This is a genomic window from Chryseobacterium ureilyticum (genome assembly GCF_900156735.1).
Taxonomy (GTDB): Bacteria; Bacteroidota; Bacteroidia; order Flavobacteriales; family Weeksellaceae; genus Chryseobacterium; species Chryseobacterium ureilyticum.
Genome location: NZ_FTOL01000003.1, coordinates 149,554 through 169,973, shown reverse-complemented (window position 1 = coordinate 169,973; position 20,420 = coordinate 149,554). Strand labels below are relative to the sequence as shown.

21 protein-coding genes and 3 tRNA genes are annotated in these 20,420 nt (G+C 34.2%); 9 read left to right on the top strand and 15 right to left on the bottom strand.

Features of this window, described 5'->3' with window-relative positions; all coding sequences use genetic code 11:
* Window positions 1-39: 39 nt before the first annotated feature.
* A complete protein-coding gene (locus tag BW983_RS10505) occupies window positions 40-501 on the bottom strand; it encodes a hypothetical protein (protein ID WP_076551917.1) in 462 nt (153 codons plus the stop codon).
* Between the two features lie 169 nt (window positions 502-670).
* Here BW983_RS10505 and BW983_RS10500 point away from each other — a divergent pair, with 169 nt between their 5' ends.
* Both BW983_RS10500 and BW983_RS10495 read left to right on the top strand, forming a co-directional pair.
* Complete coding sequence (locus BW983_RS10500) at window positions 671-2,467, top strand: DUF885 domain-containing protein (RefSeq protein ID WP_076552269.1); 1,797 nt, start codon at window positions 671-673, stop codon at window positions 2,465-2,467.
* A 71-nt stretch (window positions 2,468-2,538) separates the two neighbouring features.
* Entirely contained in the window at window positions 2,539-2,985 is a 447-nt protein-coding gene (locus BW983_RS10495; RefSeq protein WP_185116864.1) for a DinB family protein, read from the top strand.
* Window positions 2,986-3,070: 85 nt separating this feature from the next.
* Here BW983_RS10495 and BW983_RS10490 read toward each other — a convergent pair whose 3' ends face one another.
* Entirely contained in the window at window positions 3,071-3,691 is a 621-nt protein-coding gene (locus BW983_RS10490) for an endonuclease III domain-containing protein (RefSeq protein WP_076551916.1), read from the bottom strand.
* Between the two features lie 33 nt (window positions 3,692-3,724).
* On the opposite strand from BW983_RS10490, the gene bcp reads away from it, so the two are divergent.
* Window positions 3,725-4,174 carry a thioredoxin-dependent thiol peroxidase gene (bcp, locus tag BW983_RS10485; RefSeq protein WP_076551915.1) on the top strand — a complete coding sequence of 150 codons (450 nt, stop codon included), beginning with the start codon at window positions 3,725-3,727 and terminating at the stop codon, window positions 4,172-4,174.
* A gap of 72 nt (window positions 4,175-4,246) precedes the next feature.
* Here bcp and BW983_RS10480 read toward each other — a convergent pair whose 3' ends face one another.
* From BW983_RS10480 to BW983_RS10460, 5 genes are read right to left on the bottom strand one after another with little or no spacing between them, the layout of a single operon-like run.
* Complete coding sequence (locus BW983_RS10480; protein WP_076551914.1) at window positions 4,247-4,780, bottom strand: GNAT family N-acetyltransferase; 534 nt, start codon at window positions 4,778-4,780, stop codon at window positions 4,247-4,249.
* On the bottom strand, window positions 4,749-5,414 hold the full coding sequence (locus BW983_RS10475; RefSeq protein ID WP_076551913.1) for a hypothetical protein: 666 nt from the start codon (window positions 5,412-5,414) through the stop codon (window positions 4,749-4,751). The genes BW983_RS10480 and BW983_RS10475 overlap by 32 nt, the downstream gene beginning before the upstream one ends.
* Before the next feature lie 32 nt (window positions 5,415-5,446).
* Window positions 5,447-6,529 (bottom strand): mannose-1-phosphate guanylyltransferase, encoded by a 1,083-nt coding sequence (locus tag BW983_RS10470; protein WP_228408996.1) that lies wholly within the window; start codon window positions 6,527-6,529, stop codon window positions 5,447-5,449.
* A 2-nt stretch (window positions 6,530-6,531) separates the two neighbouring features.
* Window positions 6,532-7,122 (bottom strand): SprT-like domain-containing protein, encoded by a 591-nt coding sequence (locus tag BW983_RS10465; RefSeq protein WP_076551912.1) that lies wholly within the window; start codon window positions 7,120-7,122, stop codon window positions 6,532-6,534.
* Between the two features lies 1 nt (window position 7,123).
* A complete protein-coding gene (locus BW983_RS10460) occupies window positions 7,124-8,449 on the bottom strand; it encodes a TolC family protein (protein WP_076551911.1) in 1,326 nt (441 codons plus the stop codon).
* Between the two features lie 96 nt (window positions 8,450-8,545).
* On the opposite strand from BW983_RS10460, the gene BW983_RS10455 reads away from it, so the two are divergent.
* The 4 genes from BW983_RS10455 to BW983_RS10440 all read left to right on the top strand — a co-directional run bounded on the left by BW983_RS10455 (window position 8,546) and on the right by BW983_RS10440 (window position 10,132).
* Window positions 8,546-9,790, top strand: coding sequence for a bifunctional folylpolyglutamate synthase/dihydrofolate synthase (locus BW983_RS10455; RefSeq protein ID WP_076551910.1), 1,245 nt, complete (start codon window positions 8,546-8,548; stop codon window positions 9,788-9,790).
* Between the two features lie 49 nt (window positions 9,791-9,839).
* A tRNA-Val gene (locus BW983_RS10450) sits at window positions 9,840-9,914 on the top strand.
* A gap of 34 nt (window positions 9,915-9,948) precedes the next feature.
* Window positions 9,949-10,023 (top strand) — tRNA-Val (locus BW983_RS10445).
* 34 nt (window positions 10,024-10,057) lie between these two features.
* Window positions 10,058-10,132, top strand: a tRNA-Val gene (locus tag BW983_RS10440).
* A 91-nt stretch (window positions 10,133-10,223) separates the two neighbouring features.
* On the opposite strand, the gene BW983_RS10435 is transcribed toward BW983_RS10440, so the two are convergent.
* From BW983_RS10435 to BW983_RS24350, 7 genes are all read right to left on the bottom strand, one after another.
* A complete protein-coding gene (locus BW983_RS10435; protein ID WP_076551909.1) occupies window positions 10,224-11,057 on the bottom strand; it encodes a GLPGLI family protein in 834 nt (277 codons plus the stop codon).
* A gap of 64 nt (window positions 11,058-11,121) precedes the next feature.
* Window positions 11,122-11,412, bottom strand: coding sequence for a hypothetical protein (locus BW983_RS10430; protein ID WP_076551908.1), 291 nt, complete (start codon window positions 11,410-11,412; stop codon window positions 11,122-11,124).
* Window positions 11,413-11,849: 437 nt separating this feature from the next.
* Window positions 11,850-12,749 carry a glycosyltransferase family 2 protein gene (locus tag BW983_RS10425; protein WP_076551907.1) on the bottom strand — a complete coding sequence of 300 codons (900 nt, stop codon included), beginning with the start codon at window positions 12,747-12,749 and terminating at the stop codon, window positions 11,850-11,852.
* Window positions 12,750-12,753: 4 nt separating this feature from the next.
* A complete protein-coding gene (locus BW983_RS10420; protein WP_228408995.1) occupies window positions 12,754-13,719 on the bottom strand; it encodes a glycosyltransferase family 9 protein in 966 nt (321 codons plus the stop codon).
* Between the two features lie 2 nt (window positions 13,720-13,721).
* Complete coding sequence (locus tag BW983_RS10415; RefSeq protein ID WP_076551906.1) at window positions 13,722-14,141, bottom strand: SufE family protein; 420 nt, start codon at window positions 14,139-14,141, stop codon at window positions 13,722-13,724.
* A gap of 103 nt (window positions 14,142-14,244) precedes the next feature.
* Window positions 14,245-15,345, bottom strand: coding sequence for a glycosyltransferase (locus tag BW983_RS10410; RefSeq protein ID WP_084184433.1), 1,101 nt, complete (start codon window positions 15,343-15,345; stop codon window positions 14,245-14,247).
* Window positions 15,345-15,569, bottom strand: coding sequence for a uroporphyrinogen decarboxylase (locus BW983_RS24350; protein WP_076551904.1), 225 nt, complete (start codon window positions 15,567-15,569; stop codon window positions 15,345-15,347). The genes BW983_RS10410 and BW983_RS24350 overlap by 1 nt, the downstream gene beginning before the upstream one ends.
* Before the next feature lie 151 nt (window positions 15,570-15,720).
* Between BW983_RS24350 and BW983_RS10400 the strand changes: the two genes are divergently transcribed.
* Window positions 15,721-18,255, top strand: coding sequence for an ATP-dependent Clp protease ATP-binding subunit (locus BW983_RS10400; RefSeq protein ID WP_076552265.1), 2,535 nt, complete (start codon window positions 15,721-15,723; stop codon window positions 18,253-18,255).
* 278 nt (window positions 18,256-18,533) lie between these two features.
* Here the strand turns inward: BW983_RS10400 and BW983_RS10395 are convergent, their stop codons facing one another.
* Window positions 18,534-19,061: a hypothetical protein gene (locus BW983_RS10395; protein WP_084184431.1), complete on the bottom strand. Its 528-nt coding sequence runs from the start codon at window positions 19,059-19,061 to the stop codon at window positions 18,534-18,536.
* 169 nt (window positions 19,062-19,230) lie between these two features.
* Here BW983_RS10395 and mnmA point away from each other — a divergent pair, with 169 nt between their 5' ends.
* On the top strand, window positions 19,231-20,418 hold the full coding sequence (gene mnmA / locus BW983_RS10390) for a tRNA 2-thiouridine(34) synthase MnmA (RefSeq protein ID WP_076551902.1): 1,188 nt from the start codon (window positions 19,231-19,233) through the stop codon (window positions 20,416-20,418).
* Window positions 20,419-20,420 lie beyond the last annotated feature (2 nt).

The following is a 20,420-nucleotide window of genomic DNA, read 5'->3' as shown; positions in this document are numbered from 1 at the left end:
AAAAGAAATTTGATTTTATAAAAAGATGGGAGACTGTTCTTACTCTTCGTCTACCTCAATATCATCCTGTCCGAATTCACATTTTAACCTAAACGGAATCGGCGTATCTGATCCTGTGTAGAAATCGTCAATGGTTCCCTTCCAGATTACCTGAAGCTCGCCTTCTTCGTTTTTCTCAAAAAGAAGCTCATTATCATAGACATAGGCATCTTCATCATCAAAAAGGTCTACCTCTGTATAGGAGTCTTCATCAGAATCATTGATTTTGAATGTTTTTCCTTCTATTTCCGCCGTATCTATAGGGAAATCGAAGACCTCAAGTGAAAGCTGAGGAAAGTTGTACTGTAATGAATCATCATCCACGTGATCCAAACTGTCATCCGTTATAATTTCAACTTCTAAAAAATGTTGCTGGTTACTGTAAACTGCTTTACAATAAGTATTTCTAATATTGTATTTTAGCGTTTCGTCCGGATGGTAAATTTTTAAAATCCCTTTCATTTTTCCTTAAAAAAGAACTGTAATAATATGATTGTTAAACGTTTTAGACAAAGATAAAAAATTGATTTAATGTGAAAAGGATTTTGAAAATTATTTTTTAAAATCAATACTGCCAATGGGTATGAATCTCCCAATAATACTTACTTTTGTTATCATAAAGATTCTGAAAATGAAAAGTATTATCTCGAAAAGTATTCTGGGACTAGGATTAATGATCGGTCTTGCCTCGTGCAAAAAATCCGATTCTCCCCTTACCAAGGTGACTCCTACCAACCTGGATTCTATTGCATCCAATTATTATGAGCAGTATCTTAAACTCTATCCTTTAGATGCTACTTCTCAAGGAGATACAAGATACAATGACCAGTTACCCATCAATATTGATAAAGATTTCATCTCAGGAGAGGTTGCTTTTTACAATTCTGTACAGAAGCAATTGGAAAATGTAGATTATAAATCTCTTTCTGATGATGATAAGGTAGTATATGACGTTCTGGATTATACATTGAAAGATAAAATTGAAGCCTATGCCTATCATCCGGAATATATTCCTTTTACGCAATTTGGAGGTCTTCCTTTAAATTTTCCTTTATATGGAAGCGGACAGGGAAGCCAACCTTTCAAAACTGAAAAAGATTACAGTGACTGGCTGAAAAGAATGGAGAAGTTTCCGGAATGGATGGATGCCGCTACAGAAAATTTCCGTGAAGGGATTAATAATAAAATTGTTCTTCCTAAAAAACTGATCGTCAAAATGATTCCTCAAATGAAAGCTGAGGAAATTACAACTTCAGATATGGATAAAAACATATTCTATGGACCTATAAAGAGTTTTCCAAAAAACTTTACTCAGGCTCAAAAGGATAAGTTTTCTACTCTTTATAAAGAAGCTATCACGAAAAAAATCATTCCGGCTTATACCAAAATGGGAGCTTTCCTGGAAAAAGAATATTTACCAAAAGGACGTGATACCGATGGGTACAACAGTCTTCCCAATGGAAATGAAATTTACGGCTATTATGTAAAAAACTGGACGACTACGAAGAAATCTCCTGAAGAAATCAATAAAATCGGATTGCAGCAAGTAGCAATGCTTCGCGCAGAGATGGAAAAAGTAAAGCAGCAGGTTGGCTTTAAGGGAACATTGGAAGAGTTTATCACTTTTGTAAAAACTGATCCAAAGGCAATGACTTATAAAACTTCAAAAGAGGTTTTAGATGGATTCAACAGCATTCTGACTAAGATCACACCGAAACTGAAAACAATGTTTAATGTAACTCCGAAAACAAAATTCGAGATCAGACAAACAGAAAAATTTAGAGAAGCAAGTGCCAGTGCTGAATATATTCCGGGAACTCCGGATGGAAAAAGAGCAGGAATTTTCTATGTACCTCTTCCAGACCCTACCAAGTTCAATGTGACTTCAGGAATGGAATCTCTTTTCCTACATGAAGCTATTCCAGGACATCATTATCAGGTTTCTTTACAACAGGAGAATACAAAGCTTCCAAAGTTCATGAGATTCGGTTGGTTTGGTGCCTATGGTGAAGGCTGGGCACATTATTGTGAGACTTTAGGTCCTGAGTTTGGATTGTATACTGATCCTTATCAAAAAATGGGATACCTGAGTGATCAGATGCTGAGAGCAGTAAGACTGGTTGTGGATACAGGTTTACATACGGGAAAAATGACAAGAGAGGAAGCTATTAAGTATTTCCTAAGTAATATTTCTTATGACGAAGCAGCTGGTGTAGCTGAAGTAGAACGATATATGGCAATGCCGGGGCAGGCTTTAGGATATAAAATCGGGTCTTTAAGAATCCGAGAACTTAGAGAAAAATATCAGAAAGAACTTGGAAATAAATTTAATCTGGCAAGCTTCCATGATGAAGTATTAAGCCAGGGATGCCTTCCATTGGATGTTTTGAACAGAAAGATGGAGCTTTGGGCTAAAAAACAAAAATAATATTGATACATAAATGGGGCATTACATTGTCCCATTTTTTATTGAATAAACTTACCATAAAAACAATCACAATGATAACAGAATCATTAAAATCTCTTTATGATAGGGATTTAAATAAATTAAAAACTGAAATCGAAGCTTATCAAAACGAAGAAAATCTTTGGAAGCTTGATAAGAATATTTCCAATTCTGCAGGAAATCTCTGCCTTCACTTAATTGGAAATCTTAATCATTTTATAGGGGCACAACTTGGAAATACGGGTTATGTAAGGCATCGGGAGCTTGAATTTTCATTAAAAGATATTCCAAGAACAGAATTGATAGAAAAAATTGAAGCAACTATAAAAATGATAGATTCTGTACTCCCACAATTAAATGAAGAAGATCTGAAAAAGGAATATCCGCTTATTGTCTTTGAGGATACAATGACTACAGATTATTTTCTGATTCACCTGATTGCTCATTTAGACTATCATTTAGGGCAAATCAATTATCATAGAAGGTTATTGGACATATAATCCTTATAAACTACCCCGTCTTTTTGCAGCGCAAAAATCCACCCCTTCAAAGAAGGGGAATTTTGCTCGGTAAAACATCAAATTTTTACTTCTCAAACATCATTTTAGTAATGAAGTCCTTCTCTCCTTTTCCTCTCGCCGGAGAATATTCTCTACCGTAAAAAATAATCTGAAGGTGAAGCTTATTCCATACCTCTTCAGGGAATAATTTCTTAGCATCTTTTTCTGTTTCCACCACGTTTTTACCAGAAGTCAGTTTCCATTGGGTCATCAGACGATGGATGTGAGTATCTACGGGAAAAGCAGGAAATCCGAAACCTTGGCTCATCACTACTGAAGCAGTCTTGTGTCCTACACCAGGAAGCGCCTCTAATTCTTCATAAGTCTGAGGAACAATGCCATTATGCCTCTCCAGTAAAAGCTCAGCCATTCTCTTCAGGTTTTTTGCCTTGGTATTGGATAATCCAATTTCTTTAATTAATTCCTTGATCTGAAATTCCTCCAGTCTCGCCATTCTCTGTGGAGTTCCAGCCACTTCGAAAAGATTTGGGGTAACTTCATTTACTTTTTTATCCGTAGTTTGTGCGGAAAGTGCTACGGCAACCATCAACGTATAAGGATCGGTATGATCCAACGGAATAGGTGTAGTAGGATATAATTTATCCAATTCTATCTGAACGAGTTCCGCTCTTTGCTTTTTTGTCATTTTACCCTTAAATTTGAACAAAAATAAATCATTATGCTGAAAGTTGGAGACAAATTACCTGAATTTGAAGGATTCAATCAGGATGGAGAAACAGTAACCTCATCACAATTAATCGGAAAAAAGCTGGTTGTTTTCTTTTATCCACAAGCCAGTACTCCGACATGTACAGTGGAAGCATGTAATCTAAGTGATAATTATTCAATGCTTGAAAAGGTAGGATTTCAATTATTGGGAGTAAGTGGAGACACCATAAAGAAGCAGAAAAACTTCCACAGTAAATTTGCCTTTCCTTATGACCTTATCGCTGATGAAAATCGTGATATTATTGAAAAATTTGGAGTTTGGAAGGAGAAAAAAACATTTGGCAAAACCTATATGGGAATTGTAAGAACGACTTTTATCTTTGATGAAAACGGAATCTGTACAAGAGTGATTGAAAAAGTAACTTCAAAAACAGCTGCTGATCAGATCCTGGAAGGATAGTTTTTAAACACAAAAGTATTCACAAATAACACTAATAAATAGACGGTGCTATTTGTGAATATTTTTTATTATCTATTCTGTTTCGTAATAGTTTAGTTCTTCTGTTTCACCAGGAAGGGTTACATGCTTTTTAAATTTTAATCCCAGTTTTTCAATCAGTTTTTGAGATGAAAGATTATCCTTTGAAATAATTGCAGATATTTTAGATAATCCGAAATTATCCATTCCTATTGATTTTACCTTTTGAGCAGCTTCAAAAGCATAACCTTTTCCTTCAAACTCTTCCAGTAAAGAATATCCAATATCTACTACATCAAGACCTTCTCTTTCAAAGATTCCTACAGCTCCTATTTTTTCATTATTATCCTTAGTTACTAAAAGATAGTTTCCATATCCAAGTCTTTCAATCTGTGGAGCAAATCTATTCAAAATATAATTTTCTGCATCTTCAACGCTATTCACATTTCTGTTACCAATATGTTGAATAAATTTCGGTCTGTTATAGAGTTCAAAAACAAAATCTCTGTCTTCAGCAGACATTGGTCGAAGTATTAAACGCTCAGTTTCATATGTATTATCTGCGTTTTGGTGTTTTTTTAGGCTCATCTTTCTTTGGTTCTTCTTTTTTCTCGACTTTTAAAAGTCTTGGGTTATTAGCACATTTTTTATTGTAAAGCTCAATATAAGTTCCATTATCTTTTACATTGGTTACAAGCCCGTTAGACTTATTTACCGTTAATGTATAATGTGTTTTCTGATAAGGACATTCTTTTGATGTTACTTTTCCAAGATCCAGGTAGTAATTCGATTGATCTTCATGGTAATTTCCAGCAAGGTCTTTGAATTCTTCATCGACCATATAGCCGTCTGCAGTCAATATTATTGCAGCTTCCTGAGGGTTGTCAATCTTTCCTACAAACTTCTTAAGTGCCTCTACATCTATAACGTAATTAATTTTTCCTCCTAAAGAATAAGCGATATAATAAAAACTATCCTCACTGGGAAATAAATTAAATCCAGAAAACTGAGGCGTATAGCTTAGCTTACCGCCTGATGTTTTTATCTCCTCTCCTTTTCCGTAACTATTATATACTAAAACCCACGAATCTACTCTGTCATCAGGGCTTATTTTCTGTAAAATATTCGGAATACTTGAAAACTTCTTTTTCTCCTGAGCGTATCCCAGAGCGGAAAACAACAAGAGTGTAAGAGTTGCTAATCGGAGTGTAATTTTAATCATAGCCTAAAAATAAGCATAAAAGATACCAAATATTACATAAACTTATCTCCTTTCTTAAAATTCTTAAGATCAAGAACATAGTCTTTGATAAGTTGGTCATTATCTCTAGGACAAATTAGAAGGGCCTTATCAGTATCTACCACAATAAAGTTTTCAAGACCGTCGATGATAACAGCCTTATTGTTATTTTTTAAACGGATAATATTTCCTTTTGAATTGTATGCCAGCAAATGTTTCAGTTTTACAGCATTACCATTTTTATCCTTTTCTGTATTCTCATAAACGGAAGTCCATGTTCCCAAATCACTCCATCCAAGATCTGATGGGATTACATAAACATTTTTAGCTTTTTCTAAAATTCCGTTATCTATAGATATTTTCTGAACTTTAGGGTAAATAAGCTCAATACAATTATTTTCTTTTTCAGAGTTGTATTCACATGCCATAAAATGCTGCATCATTTCTGGCAGATACATTTCAAATGCATGATGAATACTTTTTACGTTCCAAATAAAAATACCTGCATTCCAAAGGAAATCACCACTTTCCAAAAAGCTTTGAGCAATTTCAAGAATTGGCTTTTCTGTAAATGTTTTTACTTTGAAATATTCTGAATTTTTCTTTTCTACAAACTGAATGTATCCATATCCTGTATCCGGTCTTGTAGGCGTAATCCCCAGTGTTACAAGATACTCATGCTTAGAAGCCAGATCAAAAGCCACTTCTACCTTTTCCAAAAATACATCTTCCTTTAGAATCAAATGATCTGCCGGAAGAACAATCATAGTAGCATTCGGGTTAATTTCAGTGATCTTATTTGCCATATACAGGTTACACGCCGCTGTATTTTTCATCAGGGGTTCACCTACAATATTTTCTTCAGGAATTTCCGGAAGCTGCTGATGTGACAGCGCTACATATTCTTTATTTGTAATTACAAATATCTGTTCTTTAGGAATAACCTTACTGATTCTGTCATAGGTCTGCTGAATCATTGTACGTCCGGTGCCTAAAATATCCTGAAACTGCTTCGGAAATTTCTGTGTACTCATCGGCCAGAACCGGCTACCGATTCCACCCGCCATTATAACACAGTATCTATCTGATTTTAACATTCTTAGCTACATTTTTCTACCCTCGCTAAAGGCTTGAAAGAATACTTCCTTCCAGTAGCCAGGTTCTTACAAAGATAGTTTTTTTTAATCAGACCTTCCAATAAATACTTTTCGTTGCGGTATATAAAAAATTCTCCCTTCTGAAGCTCTTCAATAAACCGAAGCCTATCATCTTGTTTTTCAGTATGAAAATATCTTACTAGATCGGGGCTTGCCATGAATTTTGCCTTGGGGGATTTTGAGAATTTTACGATAATAGGCTTTAAGTCTTCATCATAAATTTCAAGGCTTTCAATAAGCATATTTCTAAAGGTTTCCTTCCACTCATTACCATGAGGAGAAATTTTTCTTCCATATTTTTCGAAAGCAATCAGATGTGCCAGTTCATGGGTAAGCACAAAGAAAAAAAGTTGTGGGGTAAGCGTAGAGTTTACCGTAATTTCATGCGAATTATCCGGAAGTTTTCTGTAATCTCCCAGTTTAGAATTTCTGTTTCTCGTGACTTTTATATGAATATAGTAGTCTGAAAACCAAATTCTTAAATATTTAAGTGTATTTTGAGGTAAATATTTTTCTAATGATTGAATAGACATCTTACAAACTTAATGGAATTCCTGCATAGAAATTCAATAGTTTAAGACTAAAAAGATAATTATATTTTGCCTGCGCTACTGATCCCTGTGCATTTGCATAATTATTTCTTGCAACATTTACGTCATAAATCGTTGTTTTACCTGCAGTATAGCTTTTATCTGCAAAATCAAGAGCCAGTTTCGAGCTCTTCTCTGCCTCTACTGCGGCAAGATATGATTCATAGTTGGCATCAGCATCAAACTGTGCTTTCTGAATATTTTGTCTTACAGATTGTTTCTGCTGTTCAAGGGTAATTTTACTTACACTTTCATTCAGCCTGGATTGCTCTACCTGCAATTTTGTTTTTCCTTTATTAAAAATAGGAATATTAAGGGATAGTCCTACATTTTGTCCAAACTGATCTTTATATTGTTTAAAGAACCCATCCTGATTAGTACTTACAGGACCTCCATTTAAAATATTATTATAGAATGTAGAAAGCCCCGCACTTGCCGATAATGTTGGCCAGAATGCTGTTTTACTTACTTCTGTTTGTGCTTCAGCAGATCTTATTCTGCTTTCTGCTGCTTTTATCTGGGGTTGTAGATCATAAGCTTTGGTAAGAACTTCGTCTGTAGTTACCAACTGTGAATCAAGCTGTTCAGGAACATCCACATTTTCTACATCAAAATCTTTATAGTCAGGAAGCTGTAGAAGCTGAACAATAGCAAATAACGCTCTTCCTACATTAACTTCTGCTGTTTTAAGATTTTGTTTTTCTCTGGCCAATGCAGCCTCTGCTTCAGCCAAAACTGTCTGGGCTGTTGTTCCAACCTGTGTGGTAATCTTTGCTCTGTCATATTGCTTTTTAGCATTTTCCACAGCACTTTGAGAAATTTTAACAATTTCTTTGTTTAATAAAGCTGTAAGATATTGCTGTGCAATTTGTACAGAAATATCATTTTTAATTGCTTCAATATCGTATTGGCTAGCTTCTACATCAAACTGAAGTTTTCTTACATTCTTTTCCAGTCTTCCGTTATTATAGATTAAAATATCTGCACCTACCCCTACACTGTTATTAAATCTATCATTCCTAAAACTTCCGGCTCCCAACGATGCCTGCCCAAAACTTACTCCATTTGATACACTTCCTGATACAGAAGGCAGATATTCTTTCCTGGCAGCTTTAAGGTTATAGTCTTGATTCTGCTTGGTATATTGATTTTGGATAACCTGAAGATTATGCTCCACTGCATAGCTAACACATTCTTTTAAGGACCATTTCTTTTGAGCATTCATGCTCAAGCAAGCTAATCCGAAAACGATAATCCAAGTTTTTTTCATGTTAAGATTTTTCCCTATTAGACGAAGTAAATATAAAAAAGTTACAGATTGAAAAAAATTGTTTTTTTTTCATAAAACTTTTGAGAATTTTGTATCATGACAAATGAACAATATCAGGAGGCTATTGACTGGCTTTTCGTACAGATGCCCAACTATCAGATAGATGGACAAAAAGCCTACAAACCGGGGCTGGACAATATTACTAAGCTTTGTGCATATTTTGGAAACCCGCAGGAAAAAATAAAGTGCATTCATATCGGAGGAACAAACGGAAAGGGTTCTTCAAGTAATATGCTGGCTTCTGTCCTTCAGGAAGCTGGTTATAAAATAGGGTTATATAATTCTCCTCATCTTATAGACTTTACAGAGCGAATAAAAGTCAATGGTAAAAACTGTAATAAAGAATTTGTCTTTGATTTTATTCAAAAACTTAAAAATATACCTGAAGATATTCGTCCGTCATTCTTTGAGTTTACCACCATTATGGCATTTGAATATTTTTATCAGCAGCAGGTTGATTTTGCCATTATTGAAGTAGGCTTAGGCGGAAGATTAGATTCAACCAATATTATCAATCCTTTGGTTTCTGCAATTACAAATGTTCAACTTGACCACCAGAATATTTTAGGAGATACTATCGAAGAAATTGCAATGGAAAAAGCAGGAATCATTAAAAAGAATATTCCTATTATTTCCGGAGATGAAACTGAATTGGTAAAAAACATTATTAAAGAAAAAGCGACTCATGAAAACGCTCCTTTTATTGATGCTACTCTACTTCACACAGATCTTTCTTCTGATTTAAAAGGAAATTACCAGAAAAAGAATATCCGGGTAGTGCTAGCTATTATTGAAGAATTGAAGAAATTTCAGGTAGATATTTCAAATGAACATATTGAAACCGGATTATTGAGTGTACATCAAAACACAGGATTCATCGGACGTTGGTTTGAGTTTTCAAAAGATCCGCTTACGATTTGCGATACCGGACATAATCAAGCAGGACTTGAGTATGTTTTTTCTCAATTAAATTCAATTAACAAGTACAAGCACATCATTTTGGGTTTTGTAAATGATAAAAAGATAGATGAAGTGATGGAATTGCTTCCTGAAAATTCTGAGTTTTATTTTGCCAAACCATCCATCAACAGGGGAAGACACCCCGAAGATTACGAAAACTTACTTCAGGAGGCGAAAATTTTTTATAAAATTTTCAATTCAGTACAGGAAGCGTATCTATCTGCAAAAGAACGATGTACGAGTGAAGAAATGATTTTTATTGGCGGAAGCAACTTTGTTGTTGGAGATTTTTTAGAAAAAAATTTAGAGTTTAAAGAATAAGTTGTATATTTGCACCACTCTAAACGAGAAAACAACAAAAAAGTCTAGAGGGTTCTTAGCTCAGTTGGTTCAGAGCATCTGGTTTACACCCAGAGGGTCGGGGGTTCGAATCCCTCAGGACCCACAAAAAGGAAACGAAACCTTTTCAAAAAAAATTCGGGTTCTTAGCTCAGTTGGTTCAGAGCATCTGGTTTACACCCAGAGGGTCGGGGGTTCGAATCCCTCAGGACCCACAAAAAGGAAACGAAACCTTTTCAAAAAAAATTCGGGTTCTTAGCTCAGTTGGTTCAGAGCATCTGGTTTACACCCAGAGGGTCGGGGGTTCGAATCCCTCAGGACCCACAAAAAATCTCTCAGATTTCTGAGAGATTTTTTTTATTTTAGATTGTATTCAATACTATTTTTCACAATCTAATAAAAAAACTTATTAATATTATTCAATTTCCATTGGTTCATATTTAATATTCTGTTGTTTCAAGACTATTGGAGTTCCGTCTTCATTATAGGCTTTACCACTATAAAAAGCACTAGGATTCTCCTTATAAGCTCTTTGTACATTTCTAAATTTCTCCCTGGTAGTCTTTAATATATTTTTCTCCTTTCTTAGATAGATAGGCTTTGGTGTTTTTGTTATTCCCACTGCTTCAAAAGTATACTTTTTATCAACATCTTCAATTTCTAAAATAAGTCCAGGTAACCCACCAAAAATATAAGGCCCGTTATTAATAGGAATATCAGTAGTATACCAGGCAATGTAGTCTCTTCCTCTATAGTGAACTGTCGCATTATTACACTTGCTTCCTAATAATATTTTTTCTCCACTTTCCAAATTCCAGTTAAGTTTTGGCTGATTTTCCTCATATTGATATACAGATTTGAACCTATCCTGAACTATTAATAAGTTATTATTTTTGAATACAACATTATTCCACAAAACTCTTACTTTCAGATAATCTGCCATCTCTTCAGATCCAATTCTATCTTGCCCACTAAATCTCTCATCAAGGGAATCTATCTTTATCTGATTATAATCTAAAAATTTAGAAATGTTATTATCCCCTAACTCAAGAATACACATTACCTCTTTATTACTAGTAGAAGATAGCGCATTATCAAGAAAATTCACTCTATAATATATATTATATGAACTTATTCCATAGTTGGTAACTTCATAAGGAGAAGTTTTAATTGAAAAATTTGGAGTAATAATACTTTGTCCATTAGTTAATATGATAATAAAAGAAAATATAAATAAATAATATTTCATGATTTAATATAAATAAAGAATCAGCAACTTAAAAGCCACTGATTCAAGTTAAAAATAATTTCCCCTATGTATACTGACCTGTAAATGTAGAAGCACCAGCACATTGCTGATTTGTAAACTGAGTAGCAGCATCATTCAGCTCCCCTACACCTGTATAATCACTTGCATCTAGATAAAATACTTTACCACACCAAGTAGAAACTCCTATCCACTGATAAAAAACAGCCTTTGCTTTATTAGAAGTTTTGTTACTAATAGCTTTCTTCTCCGTAGTATCAACTTTTTTATCAGCTACCTCTTTTGCACTCATAACTCCAGTTACTCCAAGAGCAACAATTAAGATTAATTTTTTCATCTTTTTAAAATTTTTAGTTTTTCAACAATATTCACACAATAGAATATCTCAACAATTATATTAAAAAAACAAATAAAAAATATAAAATAAACAAAATAAACAACAATCATTAAACAAACAACCTGTTTTATTGAAAATAATTCATTACAAAACACAAGTAAGCATCTAGTCTACATTACGCTCATATCTTTTATATTAATTTTATTCACTTTGCTATTCTAAGGTTAAATTTTAATCAGATCTCTTATTTTAAAATTCCCACTGAATTAGATAAAATAGAGATATTAATAAAAAAATATTTCTGCGGTTGAAATACTAAAATATAATAGAATTAATGAAGGTAAGGATAGCCTTATAACCTCATCTATAACAATTATTGTTGGAAATCTCAATAAAAATATATCTGTTTATTTTTGAATCTGGTCTAAAGAAAAATATTATTTCATCTTCCTTAAAAGAAGCCCCAGTTTATATATATCAAGATAACGAAGGCTCACATCTCCTTTAGAAAGCTTTCTTTTTACACCTCCCTCACCTATATTAAAGAAAATATTTAAAATGAATTTTAGAGGTGAATTTGCAAGTTTATTGTATAATTTAACCAACTTTACCTCTGAAAGTTTTGACCTCAGCATTTCGTCCTTTAGCATATGTGATAAACTTTCCACCGATTCCTCTACTTTTCCCAGATAAACGATATTACTCTCTAAATCATTATTAAAAATTGGATTATCAATGTGATCAATCTTTATATTATCAGACTTTAAGTCCATAGCAAAAAGAAGGTCTTCATATCCGTATTTCTGAAATTCAGGATTAAAACCAATTTTTTCCAATATTTCTTTACGGATTACAAAATTATTAGTCTGAAAACTTAAATAAGGCTTTTTTATCCGTGACTCAACGGAAAGATTTTCTCTTTCTACAGCAAATTTCCATCTTAAATAATGATCAGAATCAGGAAAGTATCCGGAAACAGTCCTACCTCCGTAAATGATACCTGTTTGTGGATTATTTTGTATAAACTGAATATAATTTTTCAGGAAGTTTTTACCAATAACCTTTCCGTCACAATCTAGAAATAACAGATATTCTCCTGTTGAAAACGTCAGAAAACGGTTACGGATGCGGGAACGTCCAATATTTTTTTCAAGAAAATCAAAATGATAAACCTGATCTTCAAGGTTTTTATTAGTCTCTTTAAAATTTTCTTTTGAAGCATCATCGATCAAAATAATTTCGGCTTCAATTTCTTCGGCTTCAATTTCTTTTTTTAAATCAAAAACCAATTCACGAACATCAAAATTATAGACGGGAATACAGATAGAAAGCTTCATTTCATCAGATTTTATCTATGACTTTCTGGATGGTAAATTCTTCCAGACATGCCCAATCTCCCCTATAGCATTCTTTATCTCCAAAAACAGAGCATGGTCTACAGGAAAGATCCTTTACCTGAACTACATCTTCTTCTTTTTGCCCGAATCCTAAAAATCCGGCATAAGGATGTGTTGCACACCATATAGAAACACATCTGGTTCCCACAATACTGGCAAGGTGCATATTCGCAGAATCCATGGAGATCATAACATCCAGTTCTGCAATCTTTTGAAGTTCTTCAGTAAGGCTTAGTTTTCCGGAAAGGCTTTTGGTGTTGGGGATCAAGGTTTCCCATTTTTCAAGGGTTTCCGTTTCTTTTTTTCCGCCCCCAAAGAAGTATATAGTATATTTTTGGGCTAAAATGCGAGCTAATTCAAAGGATTTTTCCAGAGGAAGCATCTTTCCTTTATGTTGTGCAAAAGGCGCAAAACCAACACCGGATTTATGGCTTAAAATTGGTCTAAGCTGATGTGACAATTCTACTTTAAAACCCATTTCTCTAAATACATCAGCATAACGCTCAACTGTTTTTTTCAATTGAACTTTATCGAGATTCCATACATCAGTAAGATGTTCTTTTTCCTCTTTTCCTTTATTTATTTTAAAAACTTTTAACCCTTTTCTTCGGTATAATCTATCCAAAATTTTGGTTCTGATCACATCATGAAGATTAGCAACATAATCAGGATTAAACTCGCTCATCAGTTCATTACTCAATCTTCTCAGTCCAAAAAAACCTTTATAATCATCAAGATTAATTCCTTTAAATATAACATTGGGAATTCCGGCAAATAAAGCTTCAAAGTTTTTTCTGGATACCATGACAATCTCCACACCGGGATTTTGCTCAAGAAATTCCTTAAAAACAGGAACCGTCATTGCAACATCTCCAAATGCAGAAAAACGATATGCTAAAATTCTAGTCACAGTTATGATTTCAGTTGATAAGCTACTGCGTAAAATTTGATTTGCTTAGTCATTGCCATCAATCCATTGGCTCTTGATGGTGAAAGAAATTCCTGCAATCCGATCTCTGAGATAAATTCAAAGTCAGAATCAAGGATTTCCTGAGTAGAATGTCCACTGTAAATACTCACCAAAAGCGAAACAATACCTTTGGGTAAAATTCCGTCAGAATCAGCATTAAAGAAAAGTTTACCGTCTTTAAATTCAGCGTCGATCCATACTTTACTTTGGCAGCCTTTAATCAAGTTGTCATCAATTTTCTTATCCTCAGAAAGTCCTTTCAGTTCTTTTCCAAGATCAATGATGTACTCGTATTTCTGCTCCCAATCCTCAAGAAACGCAAATTCGTCGATTATTTCCTGCTGTTTTTCTTTAATGGTCATTTTAATCAAATTTCTTTGTGCAAAGATAATAAATTATGCTTTAGGCATTCAGTCATAAACCATAAGTCTACTTGGGCAAATACCATTATCTTGTAGAACACATCTATAAAGCGTTAGAAGCTTTTTCAAAAACCTGTAATAGTTTTATTTCTTCATTTTCCCAACAAAGAAACTGAGATGCTTTTTCGAGTTCAGACTTATAATTCATTCTTCCTTTTCTTAAAACCTTTTTCACGGCTGCTGCAATATTTTCCGGCTGATGATCTTTAATGATCTCACCCACATCAAACTGGTTTTTTATATTCTGCATTTCGGGAAGATCTGACAGAATTAAAGGAACATGAGCCTGAATACAGTCTAAAACCTTATTAGGTAACGAATAAAGATAACTATCTCCCCCATTTTCTTCAATACTCATCCCGCAATCTGCTGTTAAAGTAATTTTTCTCAGATCTTCAGGTATTAATTTTCCAAGAAACTGAACTTTATGATTAAGATTTTCCTTTATTACAAGATTTTCGTATTCATGTTTTCTGGGACCATCACCCGCTATCTTTAAAATAACATCTTCAAGGTAATGCATCGCCTTGATCACTTTATCAATACCTCTAAACGGATTGATTGCTCCTTGATATAAAAGTATTTTAGGATTATTTTCAGGAATATCAATAGCAGTATTTAATCTTCTTGGTGCATTTTGAACAACTATCGGTTGAATACCATATTTTTTCTGAAACCATTTTGCATAGCTTCCACTTGCTGTGATCATCCATTTCAGCTCCGGAATGACAGTTTTTTCGACATAACGCCACAATTTTTGTGACATTTTGCCCTGAACCGCAGGCATTTCTGAAAAGATTTCATGACTATCAAAAACCAATGGAATGTTTAGCTTTTTAGCAATAAGATAGTTTGGGTATAATGCATCAATATCGTTAGCATGAAGAATTGTATTACGATCTGCTTTTTTTTTCAGCGCATGGTATAGCTTCCAGTTAAATTCAAAGTAAGCTGTTTTTAAACTTTTAGACGATAAATGAATTCGTGAGAACGGGTAAGGGCGCTGCATATCTTCAGCTCCATTCCAATCATTACCAATGAGTTCTATATCATATCCATTCTCATAAAGAGTACGGCAAACCTTTTCAATACGCTGGTCTGTATATAAATTACTGAAGGCAGATGTAATTATTTTTTTCTTCATCAAGCTTTTTTACCAAGCAATAAATGATAGATTTGAATAAAGCAGATAAGTCCGTTCGGGATGATAACCGGCCAAAGCATCCCATTAAAGATACCATAAATGACAAAGCAAATACACCCGATCATATTAACAACTCTGATTTTGCTTACATCTTTCAATATGAAACTCAATACGATAAAAACTGAGGCTGAGTATCCAATATAAGTAGTAATTTCAGGATTCATGAGGAATTTTTAGGAATAACAAACTTAATCATTTTCAATAAGATAATAAAATTTTTTGTGACATAAAGTCATTAATTGATTTTTGGTAAAATATTTGTAATTTAGATAATGAATAAATGGTAACGTTGCCTTTATTCTAATGAGATATATTATGGATTATAAGTTTTCACAAGGTTTGAGCCAAGTGTTCAAACAAAGCAAAAGCGAAGCTAAAAGGCTGAAAAGTGAATTTCTCAATACAGAACATCTACTTTTAGGTATTATAAAAACGGAAAACTCTGCAAAAGAAATCCTTCAAAACCTTAATGCGGATTTAACACAAATCAGAAGAAAAATTGAAACTTTAAATACAACAAGTCTTAATCCTATTTCTGAAGAGGTTACCAATATTTCTTTCACTAAGATGGCAGATCATGCCATTAAACGTGCAGAGCTAGAATGTCGTCAATATAAAAGCAATGAAATTAATACCGTTCACCTGCTTTTAGGTATTCTATATAAATATGAAGATCCTACTTCAAATATTCTGGGAGCATATGACATCGATTATGAAGGAGTTTCAAGAGAGTATCAGACTATGCTTAAAAATTCCGGGCAGTCTCCACAGATGAGCGCTTACGATGATGATGATGAAAGAGAGGAATTTGAGCAAATGAGAAAGCCTACAGGAAATTTAGGTTCTGCAAAAAGTAAGACTCCAACTTTGGATAACTTTGGTAGAGACTTAACTTCTTTGGCTAGAGATGGAAAATTAGACCCAGTAATCGGACGTGAAAAAGAAATTGAGAGAGTTTCTCAAATCTTATCTCGTAGAAAGAAAAACAATCCGCTTCTTATCGGGGAGCCCGGAGTTGGTAAATCTGCGATTGCGGAAGGTCTTGCTTTAAGAATTCAACAGAAAAAAGTATCAAGAGTTCTTTATGGAAAACGCGTGATCACTTTGGATCTGGCAAGTTTAGTTGCCGGAACAAAATATCGTGGTCAGTTTGAGGAAAGAATGAAAGCAATCATGACCGAACTGGAGAAAAACAGAGATGTCATCTTATTTATTGATGAGCTTCACACTATTGTAGGTGCAGGAAGTTCTACAGGAAGTTTAGATGCATCCAATATGTTCAAACCGGCTTTGGCAAGAGGTGAAATTCAATGCATCGGGGCTACTACTCTGGATGAATACCGTCAGTATATTGAAAAAGACGGAGCTTTAGAAAGAAGATTCCAGAAAGTAATGGTGGAACCTACTTCTATTGATGAAACCATTCAGATTCTGAACCAGATTAAAGATAAGTATGAAGAGCACCACAATGTGATTTATACTCCTGAAGCGATTGCAGCGTGTGTCAATTTGACATCAAGATATATTACTGATCGTTTCTTACCGGACAAAGCCATTGATGCAATGGATGAAGCTGGATCAAGAGTCTACATCAAGAACATGAAAGTTCCTACTGAGATCATCGATTTTGAAAAGAAAATTGAGGAAATCAAAGAACTGAAACAAAAGGCTGTAAAAGCTCAGGATTATCTTGAAGCAAGAAAGCTTAAAGATGAAGAGGAACGTCTTCAGATGGAACTGAATGCCGCTCAGGAAAAGTGGGATAAGGATGTAAAAGAGAAAAAAGAAACCGTAAGCGAAGAAAATGTAGCCGAAGTGGTTTCTATGATGAGTGGAGTTCCTGTAACGAAAGTGGGCAAAAATGAGCTTGATAAGTTAGCTCAGATGGACGAGAAACTGAACGGAAAAGTGATCGGACAGGAAGATGCTGTGAAAAAAGTTGTTAAGGCAATTCAAAGAAACAGAGCTGGTCTTAAAGATCCTAACCGTCCAATAGGTACATTTATCTTCCTTGGAACAACAGGGGTTGGTAAAACCGAATTGGCAAAAGTAATGGCGAGAGAACTTTTTGAATCAGATGAGTCTCTTATCCGAATTGACATGAGTGAATACATGGAGAAATTCGCTGTTTCAAGATTGGTAGGTGCGCCTCCGGGATATGTTGGTTACGAAGAAGGTGGTCAATTGACTGAAGCGGTAAGAAGAAAGCCTTATGCTGTGGTTCTTTTGGATGAGATTGAAAAAGCTCACCCGGATGTATTCAATATCTTATTACAGATCCTTGATGAAGGTCACGTAACAGATAGTTTAGGTAGAAAAATCGACTTTAGAAATACGATCATTATTCTTACTTCAAACATTGGAACAAGAGATCTTAAAGATTTCGGAGACGGTGTAGGATTTGGTACATCAGCGAAGAAAACTACTTCAGACTCAAGAGCAAGAAGTACCATTGAAAATGCACTTAAAAAAGCATTTGCTCCTGAATTCTTAAACAGAATTGATGATATCGTTATCTTCAACTCTCTTGTACAGGATGATATCAAGAAAATCATTGATATTGAACTGAACAAGCTTTATGGCAGACTTGAAAAATTAGGATATAAAGTTGAATTAACTGAAGAAGCGAAAAACTTTATTTCTGAAAAAGGATGGGATAAAGACTTCGGAGCAAGACCATTGAAGAGAGCCATTCAGAAGTATATTGAAGATTTATTAGCAGAAATGCTTGTCAATAAACAACTGAACGAAGGAGAAACTGTAGTTCTTGATCTTAATGAAGCGAAAGACGCTTTGGTTGGAAAAACTTCAAAACCTAAGAAGTCTTCAGCTGCAGAAAAGTCTTCTTAATTTTAAATAAATAATTTAATTTCAATAGAAAAGCATCGGGGTTTTCTCGATGCTTTTTACTTTAATAAGTTTTGGCTAAAGCCAATTTGATGTTATATTTTTGTAAGATGGGCTAAAGCCCATCCCTATTGAATATTAATATTGCAGTGCCTAAAATTATCTGCGTCAATCCGAAAAATCTCCGAGATTATATTTAAATAATAATATTGTTGTGAAACGCAAAGATTTTGTCTACAATACAATTGAATGCTGCCAGATTCTTTCAATGGATACCATCATTAAAGTCCCACCACAAATCCTATATTCGGAACCAGACCGTTTGAGAATACACTAGAATTCTCTTTCCAAAGTACGTTATACATCAGACCAATCTGCATAAAGGAATTATTTCCGATTCTTTGCATATATCCTCCTCCAAGGTACAGAGCATTTTCTTCTCTATTATATTTATAGTCATAGTATTTATCATTATAATTGATAAAATAGTGTTGAAAATTTCCACTTAAATAAAAGGAGCGTCCAATATAGTAATTGATAAATGGTCCTATTCCAAACATGGTAGACCTGTAATAATCTGAAGTCTGCCATGAAACACTTCCCACTGCTCCACCTTCAAGATCTTCGGTAATTCTGTATCCTACTCTTGGAGATGCCTGTAAATAAAAGGAACTGTTACTTCCAAATCCTAATCCGATTCCTCCACCGAAAGTCCATTTGTTATTTTCCTGTACGGGAGCACCTATTGAAACCTGGGAAAAAACTGATCCTGAGATCATCAGCATCATAGAAATAATAAACTTTTTCATATGTAAATACTTTATTTTGGTAATATTTTATGTCATCAATATGATGATTATAATTAATATCGTTTTTATCGATGTTTAAAATTATGGTTTTTTTACGAATATATTTAGTTGTATTTTTGCCGGGTCAAACTAAGAACTCCCGTTAAGAGTTTCGTAAAATTGAAATATAATGAAAATAGTAGTTGGTCTTTCTGGAGGTGTAGACTCCAGTGTCACAGCATATTTGCTACAACAGCAAGGTCATGAAGTAGTGGCTTTGTTTATGAGAAACTGGAACGATGCTTCCGTAACGTTAGAAGATGAGTGTCCGTGGATTGAGGACAGTAATGATGCCCTGATGGTGGCACAAAAACTAGGAATTCCTTTCCAGGTTATCGATATGAGCGAGCTTTACAAGGAACGTATTGTAGATTATATGTTCGCTGAGTACGAGAAAGGAAGAACCCCAAATCCCGATGTTTTATGTAACAGAGAAGTAAAATTCGATGTTTTCATGAAAACGGCAATGTCTTTAGGAGCGGATAAGGTAGCTACAGGACATTATGCAAGGGTAAACTCAACTTTTGATGAGAATGGTAAGGAAATATTCCATTTGCTTGCCGGAAAAGATAACAATAAAGACCAGTCTTACTTCCTTTGCCAATTGAGCCAGGATCAGCTGTCAAAAGCTTTATTTCCAATCGGGGAATTAACAAAACCTCAGGTAAGAGAAATTGCAAAAGAAATTGGATTGGTAACGGCTGATAAAAAAGATTCTCAGGGATTATGTTTTATTGGGAAAGTAAGTCTTCCACAGTTTTTACAGCAACAATTAAAGCCAAATGAAGGAGAAATTGTAGAAATTTTCAAAGATTCTCCATTATTTGCTGAAGAACAACCTGCTTTTTCATCTAAAGAAGAAGAACTTGAATTCCTTTCAAAAAAAATCAACTATAAAAAAGCCGATGGAAAAGTAATAGGAAAGCATCAAGGTGCTCAGTTTTTCACTATCGGACAAAGTAAAGGTTTAGGAATAGGCGGACACAAAGAAAGTTGTTTCATTGTTTCCAGAGATATGGAAAACAATATTCTTTTTGTAGGAGAAGGAAGTCATTTCCAGGGGCTTTACAAGAAAGCTTTAAAGATTGATAATTCTGAACTTCATTGGGTTCGTGAGGATCTTAAACTTCAGAATGGACAATCTATGGAGGTAATGGCAAGATTCAGATACAGACAGCCTTTGCAGAAAGCAACACTTCATCAGTTTGAAAATGCTTTTTATGTTGAATTTGAAGAAGCTCAGTCTGCGATTGCTGAAGGACAGTTTGCATCATGGTATATTGATGAAGAACTTATCGGAAGTGGTGTAATTTCTTAGGA